Source organism: Saccharothrix sp. NPDC042600 (assembly GCF_040647305.1).
Classification (GTDB): domain Bacteria; phylum Actinomycetota; class Actinomycetes; order Mycobacteriales; family Pseudonocardiaceae; genus Actinosynnema; species Actinosynnema mutabilis.
On sequence record NZ_JBEZBW010000087.1, the window covers coordinates 12779 to 36002 of the forward strand.

Annotated in this window: 19 protein-coding genes; 9 read left to right on the plus strand and 10 right to left on the minus strand. The window is 74.2% G+C overall.

Annotation, left to right across the window (positions count from 1 at the left end):
- Positions 1-20 precede the first annotated feature (20 nt).
- The 6 genes from AB0A74_RS33475 to AB0A74_RS33500 all read right to left on the minus strand — a co-directional run bounded on the left by AB0A74_RS33475 (position 21) and on the right by AB0A74_RS33500 (position 13538).
- Positions 21-1241: a putative glycoside hydrolase gene (locus AB0A74_RS33475; RefSeq protein ID WP_358255857.1), complete on the minus strand. Its 1221-nt coding sequence runs from the start codon at positions 1239-1241 to the stop codon at positions 21-23.
- A 119-nt stretch (positions 1242-1360) separates the two neighbouring features.
- Complete coding sequence (locus AB0A74_RS33480) at positions 1361-3148, minus strand: hypothetical protein (RefSeq protein ID WP_358255858.1); 1788 nt, start codon at positions 3146-3148, stop codon at positions 1361-1363.
- Entirely contained in the window at positions 3145-6759 is a 3615-nt protein-coding gene (locus AB0A74_RS33485; RefSeq protein WP_358255860.1) for a DUF5682 family protein, read from the minus strand. Before AB0A74_RS33485 ends, AB0A74_RS33480 begins: the two co-directional genes overlap by 4 nt.
- Positions 6743-7885, minus strand: coding sequence for an AAA family ATPase (locus tag AB0A74_RS33490; protein ID WP_358255862.1), 1143 nt, complete (start codon positions 7883-7885; stop codon positions 6743-6745). Before AB0A74_RS33490 ends, AB0A74_RS33485 begins: the two co-directional genes overlap by 17 nt.
- Positions 7882-12693: a hypothetical protein gene (locus AB0A74_RS33495; RefSeq protein ID WP_358255864.1), complete on the minus strand. Its 4812-nt coding sequence runs from the start codon at positions 12691-12693 to the stop codon at positions 7882-7884. The genes AB0A74_RS33490 and AB0A74_RS33495 overlap by 4 nt, the downstream gene beginning before the upstream one ends.
- Positions 12690-13538: a DUF4132 domain-containing protein gene (locus AB0A74_RS33500; RefSeq protein WP_358255865.1), complete on the minus strand. Its 849-nt coding sequence runs from the start codon at positions 13536-13538 to the stop codon at positions 12690-12692. The genes AB0A74_RS33495 and AB0A74_RS33500 overlap by 4 nt, the downstream gene beginning before the upstream one ends.
- 140 nt (positions 13539-13678) lie before the next feature.
- Here AB0A74_RS33500 and AB0A74_RS33505 point away from each other — a divergent pair, with 140 nt between their 5' ends.
- Positions 13679-14083 (plus strand): MmcQ/YjbR family DNA-binding protein, encoded by a 405-nt coding sequence (locus tag AB0A74_RS33505; RefSeq protein WP_358255867.1) that lies wholly within the window; start codon positions 13679-13681, stop codon positions 14081-14083.
- Here AB0A74_RS33505 and AB0A74_RS33510 read toward each other — a convergent pair.
- Positions 14080-14949 (minus strand): alpha/beta hydrolase, encoded by an 870-nt coding sequence (locus AB0A74_RS33510; protein ID WP_358255869.1) that lies wholly within the window; start codon positions 14947-14949, stop codon positions 14080-14082. The two genes, AB0A74_RS33505 and AB0A74_RS33510, sit on opposite strands and share 4 nt — an antisense overlap.
- 61 nt (positions 14950-15010) lie before the next feature.
- On the opposite strand from AB0A74_RS33510, the gene AB0A74_RS33515 reads away from it, so the two are divergent.
- Positions 15011-15571 (plus strand): TetR family transcriptional regulator C-terminal domain-containing protein, encoded by a 561-nt coding sequence (locus tag AB0A74_RS33515; RefSeq protein WP_358255871.1) that lies wholly within the window; start codon positions 15011-15013, stop codon positions 15569-15571.
- On the plus strand, positions 15568-16809 hold the full coding sequence (locus AB0A74_RS33520; RefSeq protein ID WP_358255872.1) for a cytochrome P450: 1242 nt from the start codon (positions 15568-15570) through the stop codon (positions 16807-16809). Before AB0A74_RS33515 ends, AB0A74_RS33520 begins: the two co-directional genes overlap by 4 nt.
- Here the strand turns inward: AB0A74_RS33520 and AB0A74_RS33525 are convergent.
- Positions 16766-17566, minus strand: coding sequence for an aminoglycoside adenylyltransferase domain-containing protein (locus AB0A74_RS33525; protein WP_358255874.1), 801 nt, complete (start codon positions 17564-17566; stop codon positions 16766-16768). The two genes, AB0A74_RS33520 and AB0A74_RS33525, sit on opposite strands and share 44 nt — an antisense overlap.
- 60 nt (positions 17567-17626) lie before the next feature.
- Between AB0A74_RS33525 and AB0A74_RS33530 the strand changes: the two genes are divergently transcribed.
- From AB0A74_RS33530 to AB0A74_RS33540, 3 genes are all read left to right on the plus strand, one after another.
- On the plus strand, positions 17627-17986 hold the full coding sequence (locus tag AB0A74_RS33530; RefSeq protein ID WP_358255876.1) for a DUF2203 domain-containing protein: 360 nt from the start codon (positions 17627-17629) through the stop codon (positions 17984-17986).
- Positions 17987-18045: 59 nt separating this feature from the next.
- Positions 18046-18588, plus strand: a complete 543-nt coding sequence (locus AB0A74_RS33535) for an HAD domain-containing protein (RefSeq protein ID WP_358255878.1) — start codon at positions 18046-18048, stop codon at positions 18586-18588.
- 90 nt (positions 18589-18678) lie between these two features.
- Positions 18679-19437, plus strand: a complete 759-nt coding sequence (locus AB0A74_RS33540; protein WP_358255880.1) for a siderophore-interacting protein — start codon at positions 18679-18681, stop codon at positions 19435-19437.
- 91 nt (positions 19438-19528) lie between these two features.
- Here AB0A74_RS33540 and AB0A74_RS33545 read toward each other — a convergent pair whose 3' ends face one another.
- Complete coding sequence (locus AB0A74_RS33545) at positions 19529-20116, minus strand: TetR/AcrR family transcriptional regulator (RefSeq protein ID WP_358255881.1); 588 nt, start codon at positions 20114-20116, stop codon at positions 19529-19531.
- Positions 20117-20154: 38 nt separating this feature from the next.
- Here AB0A74_RS33545 and AB0A74_RS33550 point away from each other — a divergent pair, with 38 nt between their 5' ends.
- The gene (locus tag AB0A74_RS33550) at positions 20155-20628 is read left to right on the plus strand and encodes a DUF1772 domain-containing protein (RefSeq protein WP_358255883.1); all 474 of its coding nucleotides are present in this window, start codon (positions 20155-20157) and stop codon (positions 20626-20628) included.
- On the plus strand, positions 20629-20775 hold the full coding sequence (locus AB0A74_RS33555; protein WP_358255885.1) for a hypothetical protein: 147 nt from the start codon (positions 20629-20631) through the stop codon (positions 20773-20775).
- A gap of 194 nt (positions 20776-20969) precedes the next feature.
- On the opposite strand, the gene AB0A74_RS33560 is transcribed toward AB0A74_RS33555, so the two are convergent.
- Entirely contained in the window at positions 20970-21659 is a 690-nt protein-coding gene (locus tag AB0A74_RS33560; RefSeq protein WP_358255887.1) for a class I SAM-dependent methyltransferase, read from the minus strand.
- A 96-nt stretch (positions 21660-21755) separates the two neighbouring features.
- Here AB0A74_RS33560 and AB0A74_RS33565 point away from each other — a divergent pair.
- Positions 21756-23224: AAA family ATPase (locus tag AB0A74_RS33565; protein ID WP_358255889.1), on the plus strand; the 1469-nt coding region annotated here is incomplete at its 3' end.

Below are 23224 nucleotides of genomic sequence, written 5' to 3' on the forward strand. Positions count from 1 at the left end.
CGATCAAGGTACGCGCGAGATCAGCAGGACTTCCGCAGAACCGTCCCGGATGTGCCGGGCAGCGAGACCGCCGTGACCGGCACGTTGCGCTCGTCGGCGTACGGCTGACCCAGGTCGATGCGCACCGACCCGGACTTCGTCGGGTTGGCGTTGACGATCACCGCGCCGCACGTGAAGTCCCGCCGGTACACCTTGGGCGCGATCTCGCGGTACGGCTGCTCGGCGGTGCCGAGGTTCCAGTAGTACATCGGGTCGCGGGCGGTCGGGTCGCCGTAGTCGTCGGTCTTCTCCATCTCCGCGATGGCGGCCTTGTCGCCGACGACCAGGTAGTAGCTCGCCATCGCGTATCGGAACGGCTGTTCGCGGCCCGGGGAGAAGTGCGGCTGCACCCAGGTGATCTTGCCGCGCCGCTCGTTGGCCGCGATCTCGGCGACCTGGCGGCTCCAGCCCTGGTCGTACTCGGGGAGGAGGTTGTCGTTGGAGAACGCGAGCCACCACTCGTCGAAGCCGCCGTCGAGGTGTTCGGTGTAGGTGTCCCAGGCGCCGGCGTGCAGGCGGGCGTTGGACAGGTTGGCGACGGTCTTGAGGTTCGCGGCGGTGAACTTGGGGCGGGTGTTGGCGAGCATCTGCTTGTACGCGGTCTGGAACGCGGCGTCGGTCGGGTACTTCCGCGGGCAGACGCCGGGGTGGTAGGCGTCGCAGGGGAACAGGGCGTTGTCCATGAACACGCCGTCGAACCCGCTCGCCTTGGCGTCGGCGATCACGTTGTCGGCCCAGGTGTTCTGGTAGGCGGTGTTGCCGATGTCCATCTGCCAGTGGCCGGGGTAGCCGTCGTACTCCAGGCGCTTGCCCTTGGCGTTGTCCAGGAACCACTCGGGGTGCTCGCGGTCGGCGGCGCAGTAGCCGACGCCGGCGGGGAGGTGCTTGTCGTCGACGCCGCCGCGGCAGGCGTAGCTGCGGGTGGAGGACAGGTCCTTGTAGACGAACACCTGGACCTTGGGGTTGTAGTGCTTGACGCGGCGCAGGATGTCGCCTTCCCAGGCGTTGAGCACGATGTAGGCGTGCCGGCGCGCTTCGGCGGCGAGCATCCACTCGGGGGTGGGGGTGCCGTTGAGGTGCAGCCAGAACGACTGCGCGTCCCCGACCCCGACGTACGAGTTCCCCACAGCGGGCACCGGCGCGACAACCACAGCCGCAAGCATGCCCACCACACCCAACAGCCGCCCACCCCACCCACTCATCAAACCCACCTCGTCGCCCGTATGACACCACCACTCCACGTTCGAGTGATGGCCACAGTCACACTGCGTCCACTGTGGAGTTGTCTACCCCGGGGCTGGGCGGTGAAACGTCCGCGCGGTCAGCCGACCGCCTCCAACCAGGCCTGACGGGCCACGGCTCGGGTGAACTCGCGGACGTGCAGGCCGGCTCTCAGCCACGCCGTGGGGAAGGCTTCCGTGTCGTCTCGGACCACTCGGCCGAAGGCGTCCCGGTCGCGGTCTCGGCAGGTGGTGGCCAGGTCGGTGAGGAGGGCGGCGGTGGTGGTCAGGCCGGTGGTGGCGAGGGTCGTTGCGGCTCGGGCGGTGGAGGGTGGGGCGGCGGCTGGGCGACCGCCGAGGGTGATGCGGTGCAGGACGTTCTTGAGTGGTGCCAGCGGTGTGGGGAGGGAAGTGGGGGTTGGGGTGAGGTGTTGCGTGGGGGTTGACGGGTGGGTGATGTAGGAGGGTTGTAGGTGGTCCAGGGAGAGGTCGGCGTGGGTGTTGAGGGGCTTGGGGAGGGTCAGGGCCGGGCTTGCGACGGCCAGGGGTGTGGCGGTGCCCGGGTGGTCGAGGGTGGGGCGGGCGATCACGCGCAGGGGTAGGCCGGGGAACTTGGCCAGCACGCGCAGGTTCTCCCTGGTGGTGTCGTCGTCGGTGGTCAGGTCCAGGGTGCCGGTCGCGGTGCTCATGCGGAGCGCGTGGCCTGCCGGGGCTGCCACCTCGCCCTCGGCGAAGAGCAGGGTTGGCGGGCGGTGGGATTCCGGGAGGTCCAGGGCGGCGAAGGCGGCCGTGAGCTGGTCCGTCAGGGGACGGGACCAGAGGGCGGTCAGGGGTTCGGTGTCCCAGGGGGCGCCCGAGGCCGCTACCGCCCGGACCTGCTTGCCCGCGCCCAGGCGGTGGTCCGGGGACGCGGTGCCGCCGGACAGGAGCAGGCCGGCTCTGCCCAGGGCGTGGTGGGTCAGGCCGGATTCGCCGATCGCCACCGGGCCGTTGGCGGCGGCCGGGACGCGTTCGGGGCCGCCGGGCAGGATCGACGGGACGGTCCACAGGGTGCCGGTGTCGTCCACCAGGTGGGTGACCACCCCGCCGTAACCCGTTGTGGTGACGACGGCTTCGGTGCACAGGCCGTACAGGCGCAGGGAACCGATGGGGCGGTACTCGCGTCGCGCGGTGCCGCGGTGGGCCGTCGTGGCGGTGGGGGTGGTGCGCAGGTCGTGGCAGAGCAGCATCAGGTCGACCAGTTCGGCCGCCAGGACTTCGCGGTCGAACGAGGAGTCGCCGGATTGGCACGCCGCCAACGCCGTGGCGATGTGGAGCCCGCCGGCGGCGGCCCGGTGCAGGCCGGTGACGCGGGCGGTGTGCACGGCTCTCAGCAGTTCCGCCCGGACGACCACGCCGCTGCCGGTCGCGCCGGCGCGCAGGATCGTCGCGCAGGCCGCCCACAGCGCGTTCGCGGCGTCCTGTTCGGCGGGGCTGACGGCGGTAGGGACCTCCCCATCGACCCTGGCAGGTGGTGGTGATCCGCCGGGAGCGGTTGCGGGGTCGGTGTGCGGGGCGGCGGATTCGCCGGGAGGGGGCGGATCCGGGGCGGGTGGGGTGGTCGCCGGGTCGGTGATGGGGGCGGCGGCTACCGCTACGCCTCGGTGCAGGCACTTCGGGGCGAGCAGGCAGGTGCACGCCAGGTTGGTCGCGTCGGTGAGGACGCCGTCGTGGAGGGTCCAGGTCAGGGTGGTCTCGGGGTCCAGTTCCGCGCGGGCTTCGGTGGGGGACGTGGTGATCGCCCAGCCCGACGCGCGGTCCAGCGAGGTGTCCACGCGTTTGCGCAGGCGCGGGGGCAGGGCGTCGAGGACGTCGGCCAGGACCGCGGGGGCTACCGGCGGCAGGGTCATGAGCGCACCTTCTCCCCCACCCAGCGGGCCAGTTCCTGCGGGCTCAGCGCCGCCACCGGCATGCCGGCCGCGACCAGCGCGCCCGCGACGGACGTCGAGTAGCGGGCCTTGCCCCGGTCGTCCAGGCTCGCGCAGCCCAGCACGGTCACGCCCGACGCGACCAGTTCGCGTACCTGCGCCACGAGCGACCCCACCGGGCCGCCCTCCTCGAAGTCGCTGACCAGCACCACCATCGTCCGTTCCGGAACGGTCACCAGGGAACGGGCGTGCCGCAACGCGCCCGCGATGTGCGTGCCGCCGCCGACCCGCACCTCCAGCAGCAGGGACAACGGGTCCGCGACCCGGTCGGTCAGGTCCACGACCTCCGTCGAGAACGCCAGGAAGTGCGTCGTCAGCGCGGGCACGCCGGCGAACACCGCGGCGGTCAGCGCCGACCAGACCGTGGACGCCTCCATCGAGCCGGACACGTCCACCACCAGCACCAGCCGCCAGTCGCTCGCCTTCCGGCCACGGGTGCGGAACACCGGACGCTCCGGCACCACCAGCACCCGGCCGTCTTCGGTGCGCCGGGCGGTGGCCAGGTTCGCGCGCAGGGTGCGGGGCAGGTCCAGGCGTCCGCCCGGGCGTCGGGTCGGGGTCGGCAGCTGGATGCCGGTCAGCGCCGGGCGGACCCGGTTGGCGAGCTGGGCGGTCAGTTCCGCGACCAGGCGCGCCACCAGGGGGCGCAGGCGGGCCAGGGACTGCTCGGACAGGCCGCCGGCCAGGGACAGCACGGTCCGCAGCAGTTCGACCGACGGCCGCACGGACTCCGGGTCGATCGCCATCGCCGCTTCGATGCGCCCACCTTCGGCCGCGGCGGCCAGGACCTCCTCCCGGACGCGTTCGCCGAACAGCTCGGCCAGCTCCTCGGACCACTCCCGGACGTCGGGGAACGGGGCGGACCGGTCCGCCCCCAGGTCGCCGCGCCTCGCTCCTTCACCGCGGTCCGCGCCGTACAGCTCGTCCAGGGCGGCGGCGAAACGGGCGGCACCGGCCGGGCGTTCGCCGCGGGAGCCCAGGACCAGGCGCCACCTGACGATGACCGGGAGGTCGCCGGGGGTGGTGGGTATGCCTTGTGCGGGTTCGGTGGCCGATTGGTCCACAAAGGACGGTGGGTCACCGAGGCCGTGGGAGCGCAAGGACTCCAGGGCGGCCAGTTCGGCGTTCAGCCACACCGCGAGCACCTCGGGGTCGGGTGCGCCGGGCACGTCCACCCGGTCACCGGTGCGTTCCTCGACCACCGCCAGCACCCGGGAACGCGCGGCCGGGCCGACGGAGGTGAACGCGCCGCGCAGGGCGGGCAGGCGGTCCAGGAAGTCCTGGTCCGGCAGGGCGCTCACGCGGTCCAGCAAGGGGTTGAGGGCCTCCGGGGTCTCCAGGAGGGGGCTCGCGGCGGCCAGGACGCCGGTCAGGCCTTGGCGCAGCACGGTTCGCCGTTCGGGTGTGGTGGCGTTGTCGATCCAGGACGCCACGCGCTCGCCCAGTTCGTGCGGTGCGGACAGGCCCAGCAGGACCCGGGCCGCACCGGCCGCGCCGGCGATCATCGGCACGCCCTCGTCGGACAGGCGGCGCAGCGCGGACGCCAGGCGGATGCCGGTGCCGTGGGTGTCGTGGCGGCGGCCCAGTTCGACCAGGGCGTGGGCGTCGGCCGGGTCCTCCGAGCCCGCCAGGCCGTCGAGTTGGGCGACGGCGGCGGTCTCCAGTTCGCGGGCCAGCAGGGGGTGTGCGGTCAGGACGTCCGCGGGTGTGCCCGGGACGTGGCCCGCGCCGAGGCGGTCCAGCAGGGCCAGGGCGGCGAGGAGGTCGTTCAGGGTGCCGGCGGACGGGAGCACCGTGGCCATGTCGGCGAGCAGGTCGCCGACCAGGTCCGGCAGGCCGCAGCGGGCGGCGTCGTGGAGGTCGGTCAGGACGTCGGTGGGCGTGTGGCCGCCGCGCTGCTCGCGTTCGGCGCGGCGGGCGCGCAGGCGACCGCGGGCCGCCAGCGGCAGGGTCGCGCCCCACAGGCCCGCCACCGGCAGCGTCGCGGCGGTGGCCGGGGACCACGCGGCGGTCCACCGGGTGGTCAGGGCGTCGCCGCCGCCGACGCCCGCGGTCGCGGTCTCCTCGGCGTAGGAGACGCCGAGGACGGCCAGGCGGCGCAGCGCGATCTCGCGGCGGGCGTCCAGGGCGGACCGGAGGGGGTCCAGGCGCAGGTCCGCGGGTTCGCGCGTGCCCGGGCCGGGCAGGCGCAGGTCGGCCAGGAGGTCCTCGACGGCCGGGGCCAGGCCCGAACGCGGGGTGCCGGGCGCGAGGACGCCCGTGCGGTGGCCGACCAGGACGTCACCGGCGGCCCGCGCCACGACCCGGCCGCGCCCGAGCGGCTCGGCGTGGGTCAGCACGGACTGGACCGCCTCGACCAGCTCGCCGCGGCCGGGCGCGGGCAGGCCGCGCAGGCGGGCGAGATCGACCGCCATCCGCAGCGCTTCCCGCGCCTCGCCGGGACCGGCCGGGTGCCCCAGTTCCCGCACCCGCGCGCAGATCCGCACGATGAACGCCGCCGCGGCGGCCTCGATCGCGGCCGGGTCTCCCCCGGCCTCGAACACGGCCTGCTGCCACTCCGGGTCGCGGATGCCCGCCGGGTAGCCGGAACGCTCGTCCAGCAACGAGAACCCGTAGGGCACCAGCGAGGTCACCAGGTCGGACTTCTCGTCCACTGTGGACTCCGCGGTGGCGGGGTCGAGCAGGGCCGCCGCATGGAACGAGCCGACGACCGCCGCGCAACGCCGGTCGCCGACACGGGCGACGGCCTGCCGCATCCACGCCTCGCGGCGCAGGTCGAACGGGTCCACGCCGGGTCCGTCGGCGGCGTCGCCGCGCAGCGCCCACCCGACGAGCAGGGCGGCGCGCCGCACGGACTCGGGTGTCTGGCCGGGCGCGGCGGCCTCGACCAGGCGGTCCCACAGGTCGTCGCCGTCGCGGCCGGTCACCGCGCGCTGGAGTGCGTCGGCGAGCGGTGTGCCGGTGCTGACGGCCGGCGTGTGGCCCTCGCCGCGCAGGGACAGGGGGAGGTCGCAGGTGCGGACCTCGACGCCGTGCGCGAACGCCCACCGGATCGCCGCCAGCTCGGGCGAGAAGTCGGCGAACGGGTAGAACGCGAGGCCGCTGCCGTCGCGGTGCGCGCCGGACAGGGCGACCGGGGCGGTCAGGCCGGGGTCGGCGAGGTGCGGCAGCCACGAGCCGAGCTCCTCGGGCAGCTCGACCAGCAGCACCTCCGGATCGGCCGCCGCGAGGAGATCGGGCATGACGGCGGCCAGGGCGGGCGAGTGGTGCCGCACGCCGATGAGGACCGGGGCTCGGTGCTCGGCCAGGCGGGCGGCGAACTCCCGCGCGTCGGCCCGCTCGCGCGAGCCGGCCTGCGCGCGCGGGCCGGCGGGATCGTGCGAGCCGGCCTGCTCGTGCGAGCCGGCCTGCTCGTGCGGGCCGGTGGGCTCGTGCGAGCCGGCGGGATCGTGCGAGCCGGCGGGGTCGGGTGGGCCGTCCGGCCCCCGCCGCTTGGCGGGGGCGGGCGGGGGCGGGTTAGGCGTCGAGGACATCGCGGAGTTCCCAGAGCCGGCGCCAGGTGCGGGCGCCGCTCTCGGCTCGGCGGCGCACCGCGCCGTCCCAGTAGCCCAGGAGCTTGGCCGCGTCGGACGGGTCGTCCTTGCGGACCACGCCCAGCAGGTGGCCGGGGAGCAAGGACAGCGGGTCGCGGTCGCCGGGGAAGTACGCGTCGGACAGGCCCAGCGCGGTCGCCACCGAGACCGCTTCCGCCGTGCTCATCACCGTGGACGGCCGCTCCACCGCCCAGCCCTCCTCCGACACCCCGTTGCGCAGGTCGCGGAACGCCGTGACCAGCACCTCCAGCACCACGTCGTCCACCGCGAACGGCGCGCGCACCCGTTCCAGCGCCGCCGTGGCCTGGCGGCGCACCAGCTCGGTCTCCGCCGCGAGCGACCCGATCGGGCCGACCGCCTCGAAGTTGAACCGCCGCTTGAGCGCCGCCGACATCTCCGACACGCCCCGGTCGCGCAGGTTCGCCGTGGCGATCACGGTGAACCCGGGCGCGGCGTGCACGGCCTCGCCCTCCGTGCCGGACAGCTCCGGCACCGCGATGCGCCGGTCGGACAGGATCGACACCAGCGCGTCCTGCACCTCCGGCAGGCAACGGGTGACCTCCTCGACCCGCACCACGCCGCCGCCCCGCATCGCGTTCAGCACCGGCGAAGGCACCAGCGCACGCGGTGTCGGTCCCTCGGCGAGCAGCAGCGCGTAGTTCCAGCCGTAGCGCAACTGGTCCTCGGTGGTGCCCGCGGTGCCCTGGACGACGAGCTGGCTACTGCCCGACACCGCCGCCGCCAGCAACTCCGACAGCATCGACTTCGCCGTGCCCGGCTCACCGACCAGCAGCAGACCGCGTTCACCGGCGAGCGTCACCACCGCCCGCTCCACCAGGGCCCGCTCCCCCACGAACTTCGTGCTGATCGCCAGCCGCGCCGGCAGTCCCTCGACCGGCGCGGGCAGCGCCAGCGCGTCACCGCCGCTGCCCATCACGAACGTGACCACCGCGCGCGGGGTGAGCCGCCAGCCCGGCGGGCGCGGGCCGTCGTCGTAGGCGGCCAGGAACGCCAACTCCTCGCGGTAGGCGTGCTCGGCCGGTTCGATCTGCCGTGCGGCGGTCACCGTCGTCCTCCGGTCTTCAGCTCTTCGTAGGCGGGGGTGTCGCCGTCGAACACCCGCCGCCAGGCACGGGCGAACAGGTCGGCGACGGGTTCGCGGGGCACGATCACGCCGGCGGGCTGCGTGGTGAAGCCGAACATCGGCGCCTTCCACGACTCCAGCGGCACGTGCGGGCTGCCCAGCGCGAGCCACCCGCCGGGCAGGAACAGCGAGCGCCCCGCCCGTGCCCGCTTGGCGGTCAGCACCAGGTCGGTCGCGGCCAGCGCCTCACGGGCCTTGCGCAGCCGCGCCGGCTTCCACCCGGTCCACCGGGTCACGTTGGCGTCGGTCGGGTCCGGCAGCGCCAGCAGTTGCAGGTACAGCACGGCCGCGTCCTCGGGCAGGCCCGTGCTCGCCGCAACCTCCGCGACCAGGTCGGGCGCGGACACCAGCGGGTCCTGGAAGTACACGTCCGGATCGACGTCGGCCCGCGCCGCGCACGCCGCCGTGAACGACTCCGCGCGCAGCACGTCCAGCGCAGCGACCACGCCCTGCGCGTAGCCCAACTCGGCCAGCGCCGCCAACTCCCGCCGGTCGCCCGGCCCGACCAGGCCGACGTTCGCGATGACCCGGCTGTAGTGGTCGTCGCTGCGGATCACCGACAGCCACGGCCGGGCCTGGAACACCTCGCCCTGCGCCGGCTCGGCGATCCCGAGCAACGCGTACAGCGGCTTGGACTCCATCCAGTTGCTGATCTCCACGAAGAACCCGGGGTGCGCGACCCGCTGCCGCACCAGGTCCAGCGCCACCGGCAGCGAGGCGCGCAGCGGCGAGGCCGCGGGCAACCGGTAGGCCAGCCACGCCAGCACGTCCGGCACCGCCTGCAACGCGCCCGTGCCGAAGCCCTCGGGGTGGCGGGCCACCAGGGCGCCGCCCTCCAGCCGCTGGTCGCGGTCCACGGTGAGCCACGGTGTGCTCTCCGGGTTGACCACCGCCGTCACGTACTCGCCGCTGGAGCGGATCGGCAGCTTCACCGCGTCGGCCAGCACGTCGTCGGGCACCGGGCGGCGCACGCCCATCTCGGCGATCCACACCTCCGCCACCGCCGCCACGTCCGGACCGGTGGTCCACAGGTCGGCCGGGTCGGCGGGCACGGCCGCCGCGAGCAGCCGGCGGCGGAACGCGTCGTCCAGCGGGCGCAGCCGTTCCTTCGCGGTCTTCGCCCCGGCCGCGGACAGGTCGAGCAGCTTGCGCTCGGCCGAGCTCAGGTAGGTGGACTGCCACGCGTCCACGCCGGGCATCCCGGCCAGCAGCACGGTCGACTCGGCCGTGCCCAGACCGGTGCGCTCGGCGAACTCCGCCACCGCCGCCGGGAACCACGGCGCGGGGCCGCGGTCGGCGAGCGCCGCCAGGAACCGCCGGATCCGCTCGGACCCGAACGTCGTGGCGATCTCGTGCGCGAACTCCAGGGTCCAGCCGCGCGGCAACTCGAACCGGCCCGGGGTGGCCGCGTACTGCAGGCCGTCGAACCGGTTGTCCGCGTTGTACCGCCAGTTCTCCTGGTACACCGCCAGGAAGCCGCCCGCCACGGGCGTGACGCGGTGCTTGGGGTTGGCCGCGCCTTCCGGCACGACCGCCCCGACCATCCGCCAGTGCCCCGGCGCGTCGGCGAGCCCGTGCTCGGCGATCGCGCCCAGCAGCAGCGTCAACGCGTCCCGGTGCTCCGACGGGGTCAGCGGGGACGCGGCGCGGTGCGCGAGCGCGGCCAGGTCCGGCAGCCACTGCCACCACCACGTGGGGCTGTGCTCGCCCAGCTCGCGGCCGGCGGGCGTGGCCTCCGCCGCGAGGGCGGCCAGCTCGGCGACCTGCCCCGGCACGCGGGTCTCGACGGTGCCCGGGCCGCCCGAGGCCGCGGTGAACCACGACAGCGCCGCGCTCATCGCCTCCTCGGTGACCACCGGGCCGCGCGGCGCGAACACCGACGTGTCGACCGCGCGGGCGAGGGTGGCGATCTCGCCGTAGCGGCGGTAGCGGACCAGCAGGTCGGCCGCCCGGCGCACCAGCTCGACCACGCCCGCGAGCAGACCCGGGTGGGTCAGGCCGGGCAGGGCGCGCAGCACCGCGCGGACCAGCTCGTGGTCGTGGTCGCCGCGCGTGAACGCCGCCAGCCGCTCCGACCGGCTGCGCGCGTCGGCGGGCGCGTCCAGGGCCGCCGCGAGCATCGCGTCCACGGCCGCGCGGGACACCGCCCGCAGCGCCGCCGACCCGGCCTCGTCACGCGGCTTGAGCACGTGCCACCAGTCCAGCGGCGGGACCAGCGGCGTGCCGGCGGCGAACCGCTGGAGGCTCGGCTCGGCCTTCACATCGCCCAGCTCCACGCCACGCTCGTCGTAGAACGTGACCGCGCCCAGGCCGCCGACCAGGTCGAGCCGACCGCCGCCGGGCAGCCGCAGCGACCCGACCGGGTTGGCCCGGCCGGGCGCGATCAGCCGGACCCGCCGCCCGTCGACGCCCTCGCCGACCGCGGCGCCGTCGGCCTCCCGGCGCACGCGCCACCCGTGCAGGCCGGCCGCGGCGCCCAGCGGGCTGCCCAGCGTGGCCTCGACGGCGGGCCGCAGGTCGCAGTCGTCGAACGCGATGGTCGCGCCGTCGGCGGCGAAGTCCTCCACGAACCGAGGCTGGCTCTCCCGCCCCTTTTCACCGGTCGCCGGATCGACCTCCCGCCAGCGCAGCGTCCGCTCGCCCCACGCGTAGGTCCACAGCGACGTGCCGTCGCCGTACGCCTGCCCCGGCTCGGGCAGCTTGGTGTCGCCCGGCCGCACGGCCCGGCCGCCGGCGAAGCGGGAGCCGTCGGCCAGCCCGATGGACGCGCGCGGCACGCCGTGGCTGCCGTAGTACGCGCTGCGCCCGGTCTGCGGGTCGAAGACGTGGTCGGGGGCGTCGCTCCAGTACGCCCGCTCGCCGTCCTGGCCGTGCCAGCGGACCAGCAGGACACCGTCGAACCAGTACGCGCTGGGCGAGAACGCCCACCGGTGGCGGTCGTCGGCCGGGATGCGGGACACGTGCTCGGCCAGGACCCCGTCCGGCCCCACCACCACGAAGGTCTCGCCGCGCCGCAGCACCAGCGCGGGCCAACCCTCGCCGCACATCGTGACGTCCTCGTCCTTCGGGCCGCCGACGCGCAGCTTCGCGACCGCCTCCTCCAGGGCCGGCCAGCCCAGCTCGTCGAGCAGGCCGGCGCGCAGGGTCGCGTGCAGCGCCGCGCCCACGTCGGTGGCGGCCAACGCCTCGGCCACCTCCGGGATGTCGGCGAACGCCTCCGGCAGCGCCACCACGGCCAGGTCCTCCAGGTGCCGGCCCAGCGCGGGCAGCCCCAGCGCCGAACGCCCGGCCCGGCGGGAGATCCAGTGCCGCGACGCGGTGCGCAGACCCGGCACGGACAGCACGGTGACCAGCACCTCGGGCGCGACCGACGCCTTCTGCCGCACGTTGCGCAGGTAGGACACCAGCCCGTCGCCCAGACCGCCCACGAACCGCTCGGACGCGGCCAGCGCCGCCAGGTCGCGCCGGCCCGGCTCCTCGTCGGACAGCCAGCCCTGCACGTACAGTTCGAGGTCCGCGCGGTCGCCCTCGGCGATCGGCACGCCCCGCGACACCATCAGGTCGAGCAGGTCCAGCTCACCCTGCCGCCACGAGCGCAGCGCCCGGACCGGCTTGCCGTCGGCCACCAACCGGTCGGCCATCGCCTCGACCAGCTCCAGCAGCGCCGCGGACCGGCCGTGCTCGCGCCACCCGCTCGACCGCACGCCCAGCACGGACGACAGCCACTCGGCGGCGTCGGCCGCCCCGCCCGGCTCGACCAGTTCGCGGGTCGCGCCGCACGCCGTGAGGATCTCCAGCCACGTGTCCACTGTGGACGCCGACGCGGGCACGAACGTGAGCAGCTGCGCGCGGACCCCGGCGTCGGCCGTCGCGAGGCGGATCAACGAGTCCCGGTAGGACTTCCAGAACGACGCCGTGGCGCGGCTGACCGCCGTGCTCTCCAGCACCGCCCGCAGCAGGCGCTCGTCCTCGGCGCGCAGGTCGCGCTTGGCCGCGCGGGCCAGCCGGCGCAGGTCTTCGGGCATGCCCGTGTACGGCGGCAGACCGCCCTTGGTGCGCTCCACGCACAGCGTGAGGAACAGCTCGTAGGCCGCGTCGGCGTCGTGCTTGCGCGCCAAGCCCTTCGCGTGCGCCGACAGCGCCTTGGCCGTCAACGCGCCCGCGAACGCGAACTCCAGGAACACCTCGCGGGTGCGCTCCGGGTCCACGGCGAGGTCGTGCACTTCCTCCGCCTCGCGCGCCTTGCCGAACATGGTGGCCGCGTAGGTCTGGTTGCCGTGCTGCAGGAAGATCCGGCCCGCCTGCTCGTAGAACGTGGGCAGGAAGTGCGGGGCGGAGCGGCCCAGCATGTCGCCCAGCGCGGTGAACCCGTCCTTCGCCGCGCCCGCGCGGGACTTCGCCACCCGCGCCAGCCGCTCGACCTCCTTGACCAGGTTGAGCGCGTGGTGGGCGTTCTTCGGGTCGTTGACCAGCGCCCACGCCGGGAAGCCCAGCGCGCTGCGCCGGCCGGTGCCGACCTCGGCGACCCGCGCCGGCTCGGCGAACCCGAGGAACTCGCAGGTCAGGTCTTCCGCGCGGCCCAGGACCGCGGGCACCAGGCGGACCACGACCCGGTCCCCCAGCGCCGGGTGCGCGTAGTGGCGGGCGGTGACCGTGTCGCGGTCCTCGCCGGCCGCGCCCACGCCGGGCAGCACGGCGCCGGCCGCGATGAGTGCCTTCTCGGTGCTCATGACGCGACCGCCTCCTCGACGACCCGGCCGGCGTGGATCGCCGACGCCATCCGCATGCCCTCCGACCACGCCACCGGCCCGACCTCGGCCAGCGGCACGGTCGTGCCGTTCTCCAGCGCCCAGCTCAGGTCGCCGGTCCACGTCTCGCCCTCGGGGTAGTCCGACCCGATCCAGAACCGGGCCTCCACCACCCGGCCGCCCTCGAACGCCGAGTACACCGCGTCGCCGCCGCGCACCGGGTAGCCCAGCGTGCGGCACCGGCCCAGCGCGTGGTTGAGCTGCTCGAACTTCCCGCCGGAGAAGTCGTCGACGGTGTTGCGCGCGGGCAGTCGCGCGGGCTTGGCGAAGGTCTGCCGGAACAGCTGCTGCACCTTCTGCTCCACGCCCAGCTCCGCGCCGAACTCGCGCAGCTCCTCCAGGTCCGCCAACAGGACCGGGTGCGGCACGGTCACCGTCTCGGGCTTGCGGCGCACCGTGTCGCCGTCCAGCGTGACCACGCCCAGGCCGCGCTCGGCGTCGGCGTCGCGCAGGAACCCGACCTCGCCGTCGGCCACCACGACCAGGTCGCGCAGCACCGCGGCCCACGCCGCGTCCGCCCACACCTCCGCGAGCAACGCGGTGGGCACCGGCAGCGACCGCACCATCCAACCGTCCACGGTGGCCAGGCACTCGGCCTCGTGCCGCGCCAGCCACTCGGCCAGTTGGCGCAACTGCACGACCTGCGGATCGTCCTTGATGGACGATGGCACCGAGGACAGCACCTTCCCCTTGGCGTTGCGGCACTGGACGCGCCCGCCCTCACCCAGCCGCACCTGATACCCGGCAGCGGCGTCCAGCCAGCCCACGGCTCCTCCAACCAGTCGATCACAACGTGATGGCGGGAGGTTAACGACGAGCACCGACAAAAACGGATCACTCGGCGGCAAAGCAACCTCGCCGTGATCCGAGCGGGCAGAATCGTCGCAGGTCGAGGCGAGGGGGAACGGTGGCGGACTACGCGGAAGTGCCCGACGAGGTGCTGGAGCGGCTGCGGGCGGTGTGCGCGGGCCTGCCGGAGGTGGTCGAGGAACGGGCCTGGCGGGGCACGCGGTGGCGCGTGGGGCAGCGGGCGTTCGGGCACGTGCTGGAGATCGAGGAGGGGCGTCCGCCGTCCTACGCCGAGGCGTCCGGGCTGGCGGCGGGCAGCGTGCTGACCTTCCGCGCGGCGGGCGCGGACCTGGCGGCGCTGTCGAGCGCGCCGCACCCGTTCTTCAAGCCCCGGTGGGCGGCCAACGTCGTGGGCCTGGTCCTGGACGACGACACCGACTGGGAGGAAGTCGCCGAACTGCTCGTCGAGAGCTACCGCGTGGCGGCACCCAAGCGGCTCAAAGCGTTGCTGGAGAGCATTTAAGGCGCGTCAACGAACTCCAGTACGCGCGCGACGACGTCCTTCGGCCGTTCCTCGGGCACGAAGTGGGCCGCACCGGGCACCGCCACCACCTCCAGGTCGTCCGCCTGGTCCTCGTACCCGTGCACGAGGTCCGGCCGCACGACCGGGTCTTGAGTGCCCAACAGCACCCGTGTGGGCGTCTTCAAGTGGGCCTTCTTGTAGCGGCCGGTGAGGATGCGGCGGGACTCGGGCGTGATCAGCTTCCGGTACAGCAGCGAGCCCGCCTTCGCCCGGGCCGGGTCGCGCAGGCGTTCGAGGAAGATCTCGACGTCGGCCGGCGTGGACGCGCCCGGTGCCGCGAAGCCGGTCAGCAGGTACTGCGGCAGCCCGCCGTGGCGCACCAGCCAGGGACCGAGTCCGGGCGTGATGAGCGCGAACTGGTACCAGGCGTGCCGCAGCGCGCCGAGCATCCGCCAGTCGAAGTCGAGGAACGGCGGCGGCACGCCGATGGCCACGAACCGCCGGAACCGGTCCGGGTCGTCCAGGCACATGCGGAACACGACGATCGCCGACCAGTCGTGCGCGACCACGTCCACGCGCTCCAGGTCCAGCGCGTCGAGCAGGGCCACCAGGTCGCCGCGCAGGGTCTCGTAGTCGTAACCGCGGCGCGGCGCGTCGGTCCAGCCCGCGCCGCGCAGGTCCGGGCAGACCACCCGGCGTCGCCCGGCCAGGCCCGGGACGACCTTGCGCCACTCCCACCAGTGCTGGGGGAAGCCGTGCAGCAGCAGAACGGGGTCTCCGTCACCGGCCTCGGCCACGTGCGCACGCAGCCCCGGGAGGTCGAGGAAGCGGTGGGAGACGCCCTCAAGAGCGGGAAACTCCACCATGCGCCAACGGTACTACGGTCATAGTGGATCGGCCGGTTGTCACTACGTTTATAGTGACCGGGTGACGTCAACGCGGACCCGCGCACTCGACGCCGCCGTCGAACTCCTCGGGACCGGAGGACTCCGCGCCCTCACCCACGCGCGCGTGGACGAGCACGCCAACCTGCCCAAGGGGTCCACGTCCAACCACTTCCGCACCCGCGCCGCGCTGTTGGCGGGCGTGGTGGACTGGATCGCCGCGCACGAGCTGCGGGACATGGGCGGCAGCGCGTTCATGCCGGCCACGCCCGCCGAGCTGGTGGACGTCATCTGCGCGTTCCTCGACCACCTGACCGGCCCGGACCGGACGTGGACCGCCGCGCGCCTGGTGGTGTTCCTGGAAGCGGGGCACGAGCCGGGGCTGCGCGACGCCCTGAGCCGGGTGCGCGCCGTGATGGAGGAGTCGGTGGTCGCCGTGCTCACCAAGCTCGGCGCGCCCGACCCGCCGACCGCCGCGCAGGCCATCGCCGCGTGCTGCGAGGGCGTGATCCTGCACCGCGTGGCCCGCAACGACCACACCGACCCGCGCCCCCTGCTGGAACTGGTGGTGCGCGGGGCGTTCCCCCGTGAGGAGACCCGTTGACGACCTCGACCGAACCGCGCACACAGGTCCTCCTGGGCGGGGAGGGCCTGCGCGCCCACGAGCACCACGAGGTCGAGGACGCCCTGCGTGACCGCGGGCAGTGGGTGACCCGGGCGGTGCTGCCCACCGGCGTCACGGTCGCCGTGGTCACCGTCGGTCTCGACGAGGCCCGAAGACTCGCGGCCGACCAACGCCTGTCCAAGGATGGCAACGCCCTGGAAGCCGCCTACCTCGCACAACTCTCGCGGCTGGGCCTGCCGGGCATGGTCAACCCGATGAACGCCGTCTCCGCGCTCAACTCCGACGACCCGCTGCACCGAAGGCTCCGCAAGCCCATCGCGGCCGTGTTCACGCCACGCCGCATCGAGGCGCTACGGCCCCGCATCGAACGCATCGCGCGTGGACTGGTGGACACGCTGCCCCACGACGTTCCGCTCGACCTGGTGAGCACTTATGCGACTCCGATGTCGTTCAAGGTGCTGTGTGAACTGCTCGACCTGCCCGAGTCCGACCACGCCGTGCTGGTGCCGTGGACGCAGGCCCTGACCGCGGAGAACCCGGCCGTGACCGGGCCCGCCGCGGCGGCGGTCGCCGAGTACCTGGGCCGGCTGGTCGCGGACCGGACGCGGCACCCGGCCGACGACCTGATCAGCGACCTGGTCCGGGTGACCGACCCGGCCGAGCCGGACAGCGCGCAGTGGCTGGTCAACAACGTGCTGCTGCTCATCGTGGCCGGTCACGAGACCACCGCGGGGACCATCGGCAACCTGCTCGGGGTCCTGCTGTCCCCGCGCACCGCGCACGGGTGGGCGGCGCTGGCCGCCGCGCCCGAGACCGCGCCGCTGGTGGTCGAGGAGGGCTCCCGGCACAACCCGGCGGTCCGCAACCTCACCCCGCGCGTGGCCCGTGAGCGCGTCGAAGTGCACGGCAGCGTGATCGAGCCGGGCGAACTGGTGTTCATCAACGTGGGCGCGGCCAACCGCGACCCGGCCGTGCACGGGCCCACGGCGGCGGAGTTCGACCCGTTTCGCGCCACCGCCCGCCAGCAACTGACCTTCGGGCACGGCGTCCACTACTGCGTGGGCGCGCAGTTGGCGCCGATCTCGGCGGCGGCGGCGATCCGCGAGCTGACCACGCGGTACCCGCGCACGCGGCGGGCGTTCACGGACTACTGGCCGTGCCGGGACTCGTCGGTCACGAACCCGCCGGAGAAGATCCTCGCCGTGCTCCGAGCGTGACGACGTGCCGGGCGAACTCCCGGGCCGCCGCCAGGCTGCCCGGACGGGGCGGGTCGTCCGGGTCCGCGCCGCGTGAGCGGTCCTCGATGACCTGGGTGAGCAGGGGTCGCCAGCGCGGGTCCAGGGTGTCGTAGGCCCACTCCATCGCACCACGTTTGGACGCCACCTGTGCCGTGAAGAGGGTGTAGAGCACACGGCAGTGCGTGGCGACTATGTACCGCTGTGTCCATGCCCAGTCGAACGACGCCCAGGTGCGTATGCCGTCGAGGACGTCCGGGAGGGCTTCACGCGCCGCTTCCCGCATGGCGTCGGGCGGCACTTCGTCCACCAGGTCGGCGATCGGTGGGCCGTCGAGGGTGATGCCGTGGTTCCGCAGGATCCACCGCGTGTGGAGGCTGTTGCAGTGGGTGTCCCAGATGAGTTCACGGTGTCCGTGGTCGCAGAACAGCCACGGCACGCCGAGCCCTTCGACGCCTCTTAGTGAGGTCGTGTCGGCGTAAGAGCCTTCGAGGTGTCCTGTCCAGAAGCCCGGACGGGTGGGGATCTCGTCGTGCAGGGCGCGCAGGTCCGCCTCCGCCTTGCCCGACGGCGGTTCGGTGACGGCGACGATGAAGTCGCAGTCGCTGTCCATGTCGCCGGCCTTGAGGGCGAACGAGCCTTGCACGTAGGCGCCGACGTAGGTGTCGCCCAGGATGTCGCGGACCGTGGACGTGAGGTCGGCGAGCACGGCGTTCAGCTCTTCGAAAGGCGTGTGCACGGGGGACACGGTTCTCCGGACTAGCCTGGGCGCACCAACCATTTTTCGGGCAAGGACGACATGGGACTGTTCACCCTGGCCGAGGCGCGGCGCGAACTGGACCGGCTGCGGCCGGTGCTGGACGAGATCGTCGCGCTGCGGGCCGATGCCGCCGAGCTGTCCGCCGCGCTGGGGGCGGGCGAGACGTCGCCGTTGGGCGGGCTGGCGGAGTTCAAGGCGGCGCAGGCGCGGCTGGACGACCTGATGAGCACCGTGCAGGGCACCGGGGCGGAGCTGAAGGGGTTCGCGCCGTTGTTGGTCGACTTCCCGGCCGACCTGGACGGCGTGCCGGTGCTGCTGTGCTGGCTGGAGGGCGACCCGGGCCTGGACTGGTACCACCGCGCCGACCTGGGCTTCGCGGGCCGCCGCAGACTGCCCTGAGGCTCGACCGCGCCGAAACCGGTGGACCGGTGCGGGCGCGCCGGCCGACGATCACCGCCATGCTGCTGATGCTGGACGTCGACGGGCCGCTCAACCCGTACGCGGCGAAGCCGAGCAAGCGGCCGGCAGGCTACCGGACGTTCCGGTACACCCGGTCCGGCGGCTGGCACACCGGGCGCGACGCGCGCCGGTACCGCGGCCTGCGGGTGTGGCTCAACCCCGAGCACGGCCCCGCCCTGCTGACCCTGGCGGCCGAAACCGGGCTGGAGCTGGTGTGGGCGACGACGTGGATGGGCCTGGCCAACGAGCTGGTGTCGCCGGCGATCGGCCTGCCCGAGCTGCCCGTGGTCGAGTTCCCGGACTACGACCCGGAGCACGGGTGGCGGCCCGACGGCGAGTGGAAGTGGCGGGCGGTGGCTTCCTTCGCGGCGGGCCGGCCGCTGGCGTGGTTCGACGACGAGTTGGACGCCTGGGCGGCGGTGGGTGGGACGTTCGAAGGTGAGCGGGTCGGGGTGCCGACGCGGTTGTGCGGGGTGGACCCGCGCCGTGGGTTGACGGCGGAGCACTTCGAGGGCGTGCGGGCGTGGGCGGCGGGGTTGTGAGGTGGGCGCGTACGGTGGGACTCGCGTGTGTCGTTTGGTGGCGAGGAGTTGCGTCGTATGTCCGATCGGTCCCGGACCAGGAGTGGTCGTGTGTTGCGCACCGAGCGGATCGCGCCGCAGATGATCCGGGTGGTGTTCGCCGTCGACGGGTTCGAGGTGGGGCCGTTCACCGACAGCTACGTCAAGCTGCAGTTCCCGCGCGAGGACGTCGTCTACCCCGAGCCGTTCGACCTCGGGGAGATCCGCGCGAGCATGCCGCGCGACCGGTGGCCGCGCACCCGCACCTACACCGTCCGGCGCTGGGACGGCGGTGAGCTGTGGATCGACTTCGTGGTGCACGGTGACGAGGGCGTCGCCGGGCCGTGGGCGGCCAAGGCGCAGCCCGGGGACGTGCTGCACTTCGCGGGTCCCGGCGGCGGTTACGCGCCCGACCCGGACGCCGACTGGCACCTGATGGCCGGGGACGAGAGCGCGTGGCCCGCCATCGCCGCCTCGGTCGAGGCGCTGCCGCCGGGCGCGGTGGCCAAGGTGTTCGTGGAGGTCGACGGGCCCGAGGACGAGCACCCGGCGCCCGGCGTCACGTGGCTGCACCGCGACGGGCGACGACGCGGCGAGGCGCTGGTGGAGGCCGTGCGGACGCTGGACTTCCCGCCCGGTGACGTGCACGTGTTCGTGCACGGCGAGGCGAACGCCGTGAAGGCGCTGCGCGGGCACCTGCGGCTGGAACGCGGGGTGCCGCGCGAACGCATGTCCATCTCCGGCTACTGGCGCCTGGGCGCGGACGAGGACGGCTGGCAGGCCGGCAAGTCCGACTTCAACCGCGCCATGGAACAGGAGCAAGAGGCCTAGTCCACTGTGGACGCTCCGGTGCGGCGCGCCTGGGCGTCCCGCGCGGACCGGTAGACCTCCGCGCGGATGCCGGGCGGGGCCGCCGCGTCGATCATGTCGGCGAGTATGGCCTCGCGCCGCACAGGCGCAGCACGCTGTCCGCGAGCGTGCTCGGCGTGCCGTCCAGGCTCATGCGCCCGGCGGCCACCTCCTCCCCCGCCGCGTGGCCCAGCACCACGATCGCCTTGGCCAGCCACGGGATCGGCGCGTCCGCCGTGAACTCCCCCGACTCCCGACCCCGCGCCAACACCCGGTGGAGGTGGTCCACCACGGGCACGTGTCGCGCGTTGTCGCCTTCCGGTGCGGACAGGTGGAGCAGCACCGGGTTGCGGCGCACGGCGTTCCAGCTCACGTCGAGCAGGCGCAACAACGCGTCCGCCGCCGGACCTTCGTCCAGTCGCGCGTTGTCCAACTCACGAGTCACCTCGGCCGTTACCGCGTCGATCACCGCGCCTATGAGCGCGTCACGTGTCTTGAAGTGGGCGTAGACGGTCTGCCTGCTCACCCCGGTCGCCGCCGCGATGTCCTCGACGCTCGCGTTCGGGCGTTCGGCGAGCAGGGCCAACGCCGCCCGCAGGACCGCCGCCGCGCTCCGGTCCGCGTCGGCGCGCCGGCGGCGGGGCCGCGTTACGTCTGACATGTTGTCAAACTTTAGCCCATGCGCTTATGTTTGACAGCGTGTCAAAGATCAGAGTGGTTTCCGGAGTGGCCCTGCTCGCCACGGGCCTCCTCGCCGGCATTTACACCTATGGCGCGGTCAACGTCGCGTCCGCGTTCGACGTGGTCCCGCTGGACGTGCGGCTGACCTTCCACACCGCCCTCATGCGCGTGAACGGCCGGGTCGTCCAGGGCACGATGGCCGTGGCCGTCCTCGGGTCGCTGGCGCTGGCCGTGCTCGTGCGGGGTCGCGCGCGGTGGGCCGCCGCCGGCGCGGCCGTGCTGGCGTTCTCGTCTTTCCTGATCACGATGTTCGGCAACGTGCCCATCAACGGCCGGATCAAGCAGTGGGCCGTCGGCACGCCACCCGCCGACCACGCCGCGATCCTCGACCGCTGGGAAGCGTTCAACATCGCCCGCACCCTCGCCGCGCTGATCGCGTTCCTGCTGGTCATCGCCGTCGCCACCCGTCCCAGCACGCGTCCGGAGGCCTGAATGCCCAAGTTCGTCACGCCCGTCGACAACGCCGCCGTCGCCGAGGTGCGCCGGGAGGTCGAGGCCGTGTTCGGCGGCGTCGTCCCGGTGGTCGAGGCCCTCTCACCGGCTCCCGAACTGCCCGTGCCGGCCGCGATCGCGCACTGACCGGAGAACGGCACGACCCTGCGCGACGCCGCCCTGCTCGGCGGTCACCCGCTGACCGAAATCGCCCGCGAGGCGGCGCACGAGGCCGTGACGCGCGGTGTCCCGCTGCCCGACGACCTGCCGCCGGCCGGCCGCCGGGGCGCCGCGTTCGGGGTGATCACCGCCGTCGAGGCGGACCGCGCGTCCCGCTGAGGTCAGGCGCCGGTGCGGACCAGGCGCAGGGCGATGCCGCCGCCCAGCACCTTGGAGTTCTCCAGCTTCTCCTCAAGCTGCTTCATCCACGGCTTGGGGTCGGGGATCGCGCCCGGGATCAGGAAGAGCCGGTCGGTGGCGGCCAGCCGGAACCGGCTGGCCGTGGCCAGCCTGGTGAAGTGCTTGGGCCGGAAGTTGCGCTCACCTTCGGTCATCGCCTGGAACAGGAAGATGTAGGGGTTCCACGCGTTGGGCTCGATGGCCAGCCAGTTCGCGCCCGGCTTGCACACCGCCGCGACGCTCTCCACCACGGCCTGCTCGTCGGTCACGTGGTGCAGCACGTCGCTGGAGACGATCCAGTCGACCGACCCGGCCGCGAGCCACGAGCTGAGGTCCTCGGCGAAGCCCTGCGCGAAGTCGACGTTGGCCAGGCCCCGCTCGGCCGCCCGCTCCTTGGCGAAGGCCACGTAGCTCTCCAGCGGCTCCACGCCGACCACGGTCAGCTCCGGCCGGGCCGCCGCGATGGCGAGCGTGAGGTCACCGGTGCCCGCGCCGAGGTCGAGGACCTTGTCCCCGGCCTTGGCGTCGCGGAGGAAGTCGATCGCCCGCTGCTGCCGGCGCTGGTTCAGCCAGCCGGAGCGCTTGGCCGAATACCGGGCGGGGTCGTCGTCGTAATGCGAGTTGAGCATCATCTCTCCGCGAGTACTGCGAGTCGTAGCGGCGAGACTAACAGTGAGGCGGCGCGCCGGGCGGCGCGCGGTCGGGAGGCCGTGCGGCAGGATGCCGCCGTGACCGTTTCCGCAGTGCTGCGCACCCTGGCGCGGCTCAGCGCGTCCGAGCAGCCGCAGCGCGTCCACGTGGACGTCGCCAAGACCGCCGGCCTGGTGTGGCTGGCCGACGCGCCCGTGGCGTGGACGGCGTTGACCGCCGGCGCGGAGGCGGAGCCGGTGCCATGGGCCGCCGGGCAGCACTTGAAGCACGCGGTGCGGCGGCTGGCGGCGTTCGACGCGTTGCACCGCGAGGACCGGTTGCTACGACTGGGGTGGGCGTTCCTGTGCGGGCCCGCGGAGGTCGAGGGCAAGCGGCGGCGGGTGTGCCTGCCGCTGGTGTCGCGGCCGGTGCGGCTGCACCACGCGGGCGGGCGGCGGTACGGCATCCACCCGGCCGGTGACGTCGCCGTGTACCCGCTGGCCGAGTGGCTGCGGGTGCCCGAGCTGGAGACCGGGTTGGCGCCGACCGACGAGTGGATCGCGGCGGCCCTGACGGCGGGCGGGTTCCCGGGCGTGCCCGTGCTGGACGCCACCCACGACCCCAGGAGCTTCGTCGGTGGGGACCGGTTGGTCGTCGTCAAGGGTGCGGGCCTGCACGCCGGTGAACCCGTGGTGAGCACCGGGCGCGGCACCGCCCTCTTCACGTGGGCGGGCGTGCCGGGCATCGAGGACACCGCCCTGGCCAGGCTGTACGCGCCGGTCGAGGTCGAGCCGGACGACGGCCCGGTCACCGAGGTGCTGCCGCTGACGCCGAGCCAGCGCGCCGCGGTCCGCGCGGCCCGGTCCGCTCCGGTGACCGTGGTGGGCGGGCCGCCGGGCAGCGGCAAGACCCACACGCTGGCCGCCATCGCCTTGGACGCCGTGGCCGCCGGGCAGTCGGTGCTGTTGGCCAGCCGGACCCGCAACGCCGCCGACGTGCTCGGCGCCGCGCTGCGCCGCGCGGGCGGTCCGGTGCCGGTGCTGTTCGGCGACTCGGAGCTGCGCCAGGAGATGGCCCGCGAGCTGGCCGACGGCCTGGCCCCCGCCGACCGGGCCGGGGACGACCTGGACCGCGCCCGGCGGTCGGCCGACGCGGCGGTGGCACGGGTCGAACGCGCGGTCGCGGACGCGCTGCGGGACGAGGACCTGGCCGCGGAGGCGGTGCGGCGGGAGGCATTGATGTCCGCGCACCGGGCCGTCGCGCCGAAAGCGTTCGAGGACATCGACCTCACCCGTGTGCGCGACCTGATGAGGCCGCGCGAAGGGCTGTTCGGCGGGCTGCGGACCCGGTGGGCGCTGCGGTCGGCCCGGCGGTTGGCGGGCGCGGCGGACATGTGCGACCCGGTCGAGCTGGAGGCCGCGGTGCGGGCCGCCGAGCAGTCCGCGGCGCACGTCCGGCTGGCCGCGAGCGGCGGCACGGCGTTGGCCGCGCTGCGCGACCTGCTCGCCGAGGAGGACGCGGGCCGGCACCGGGCGACCGCCGCGTGGCTGGCCGCCCGGACCGTTGG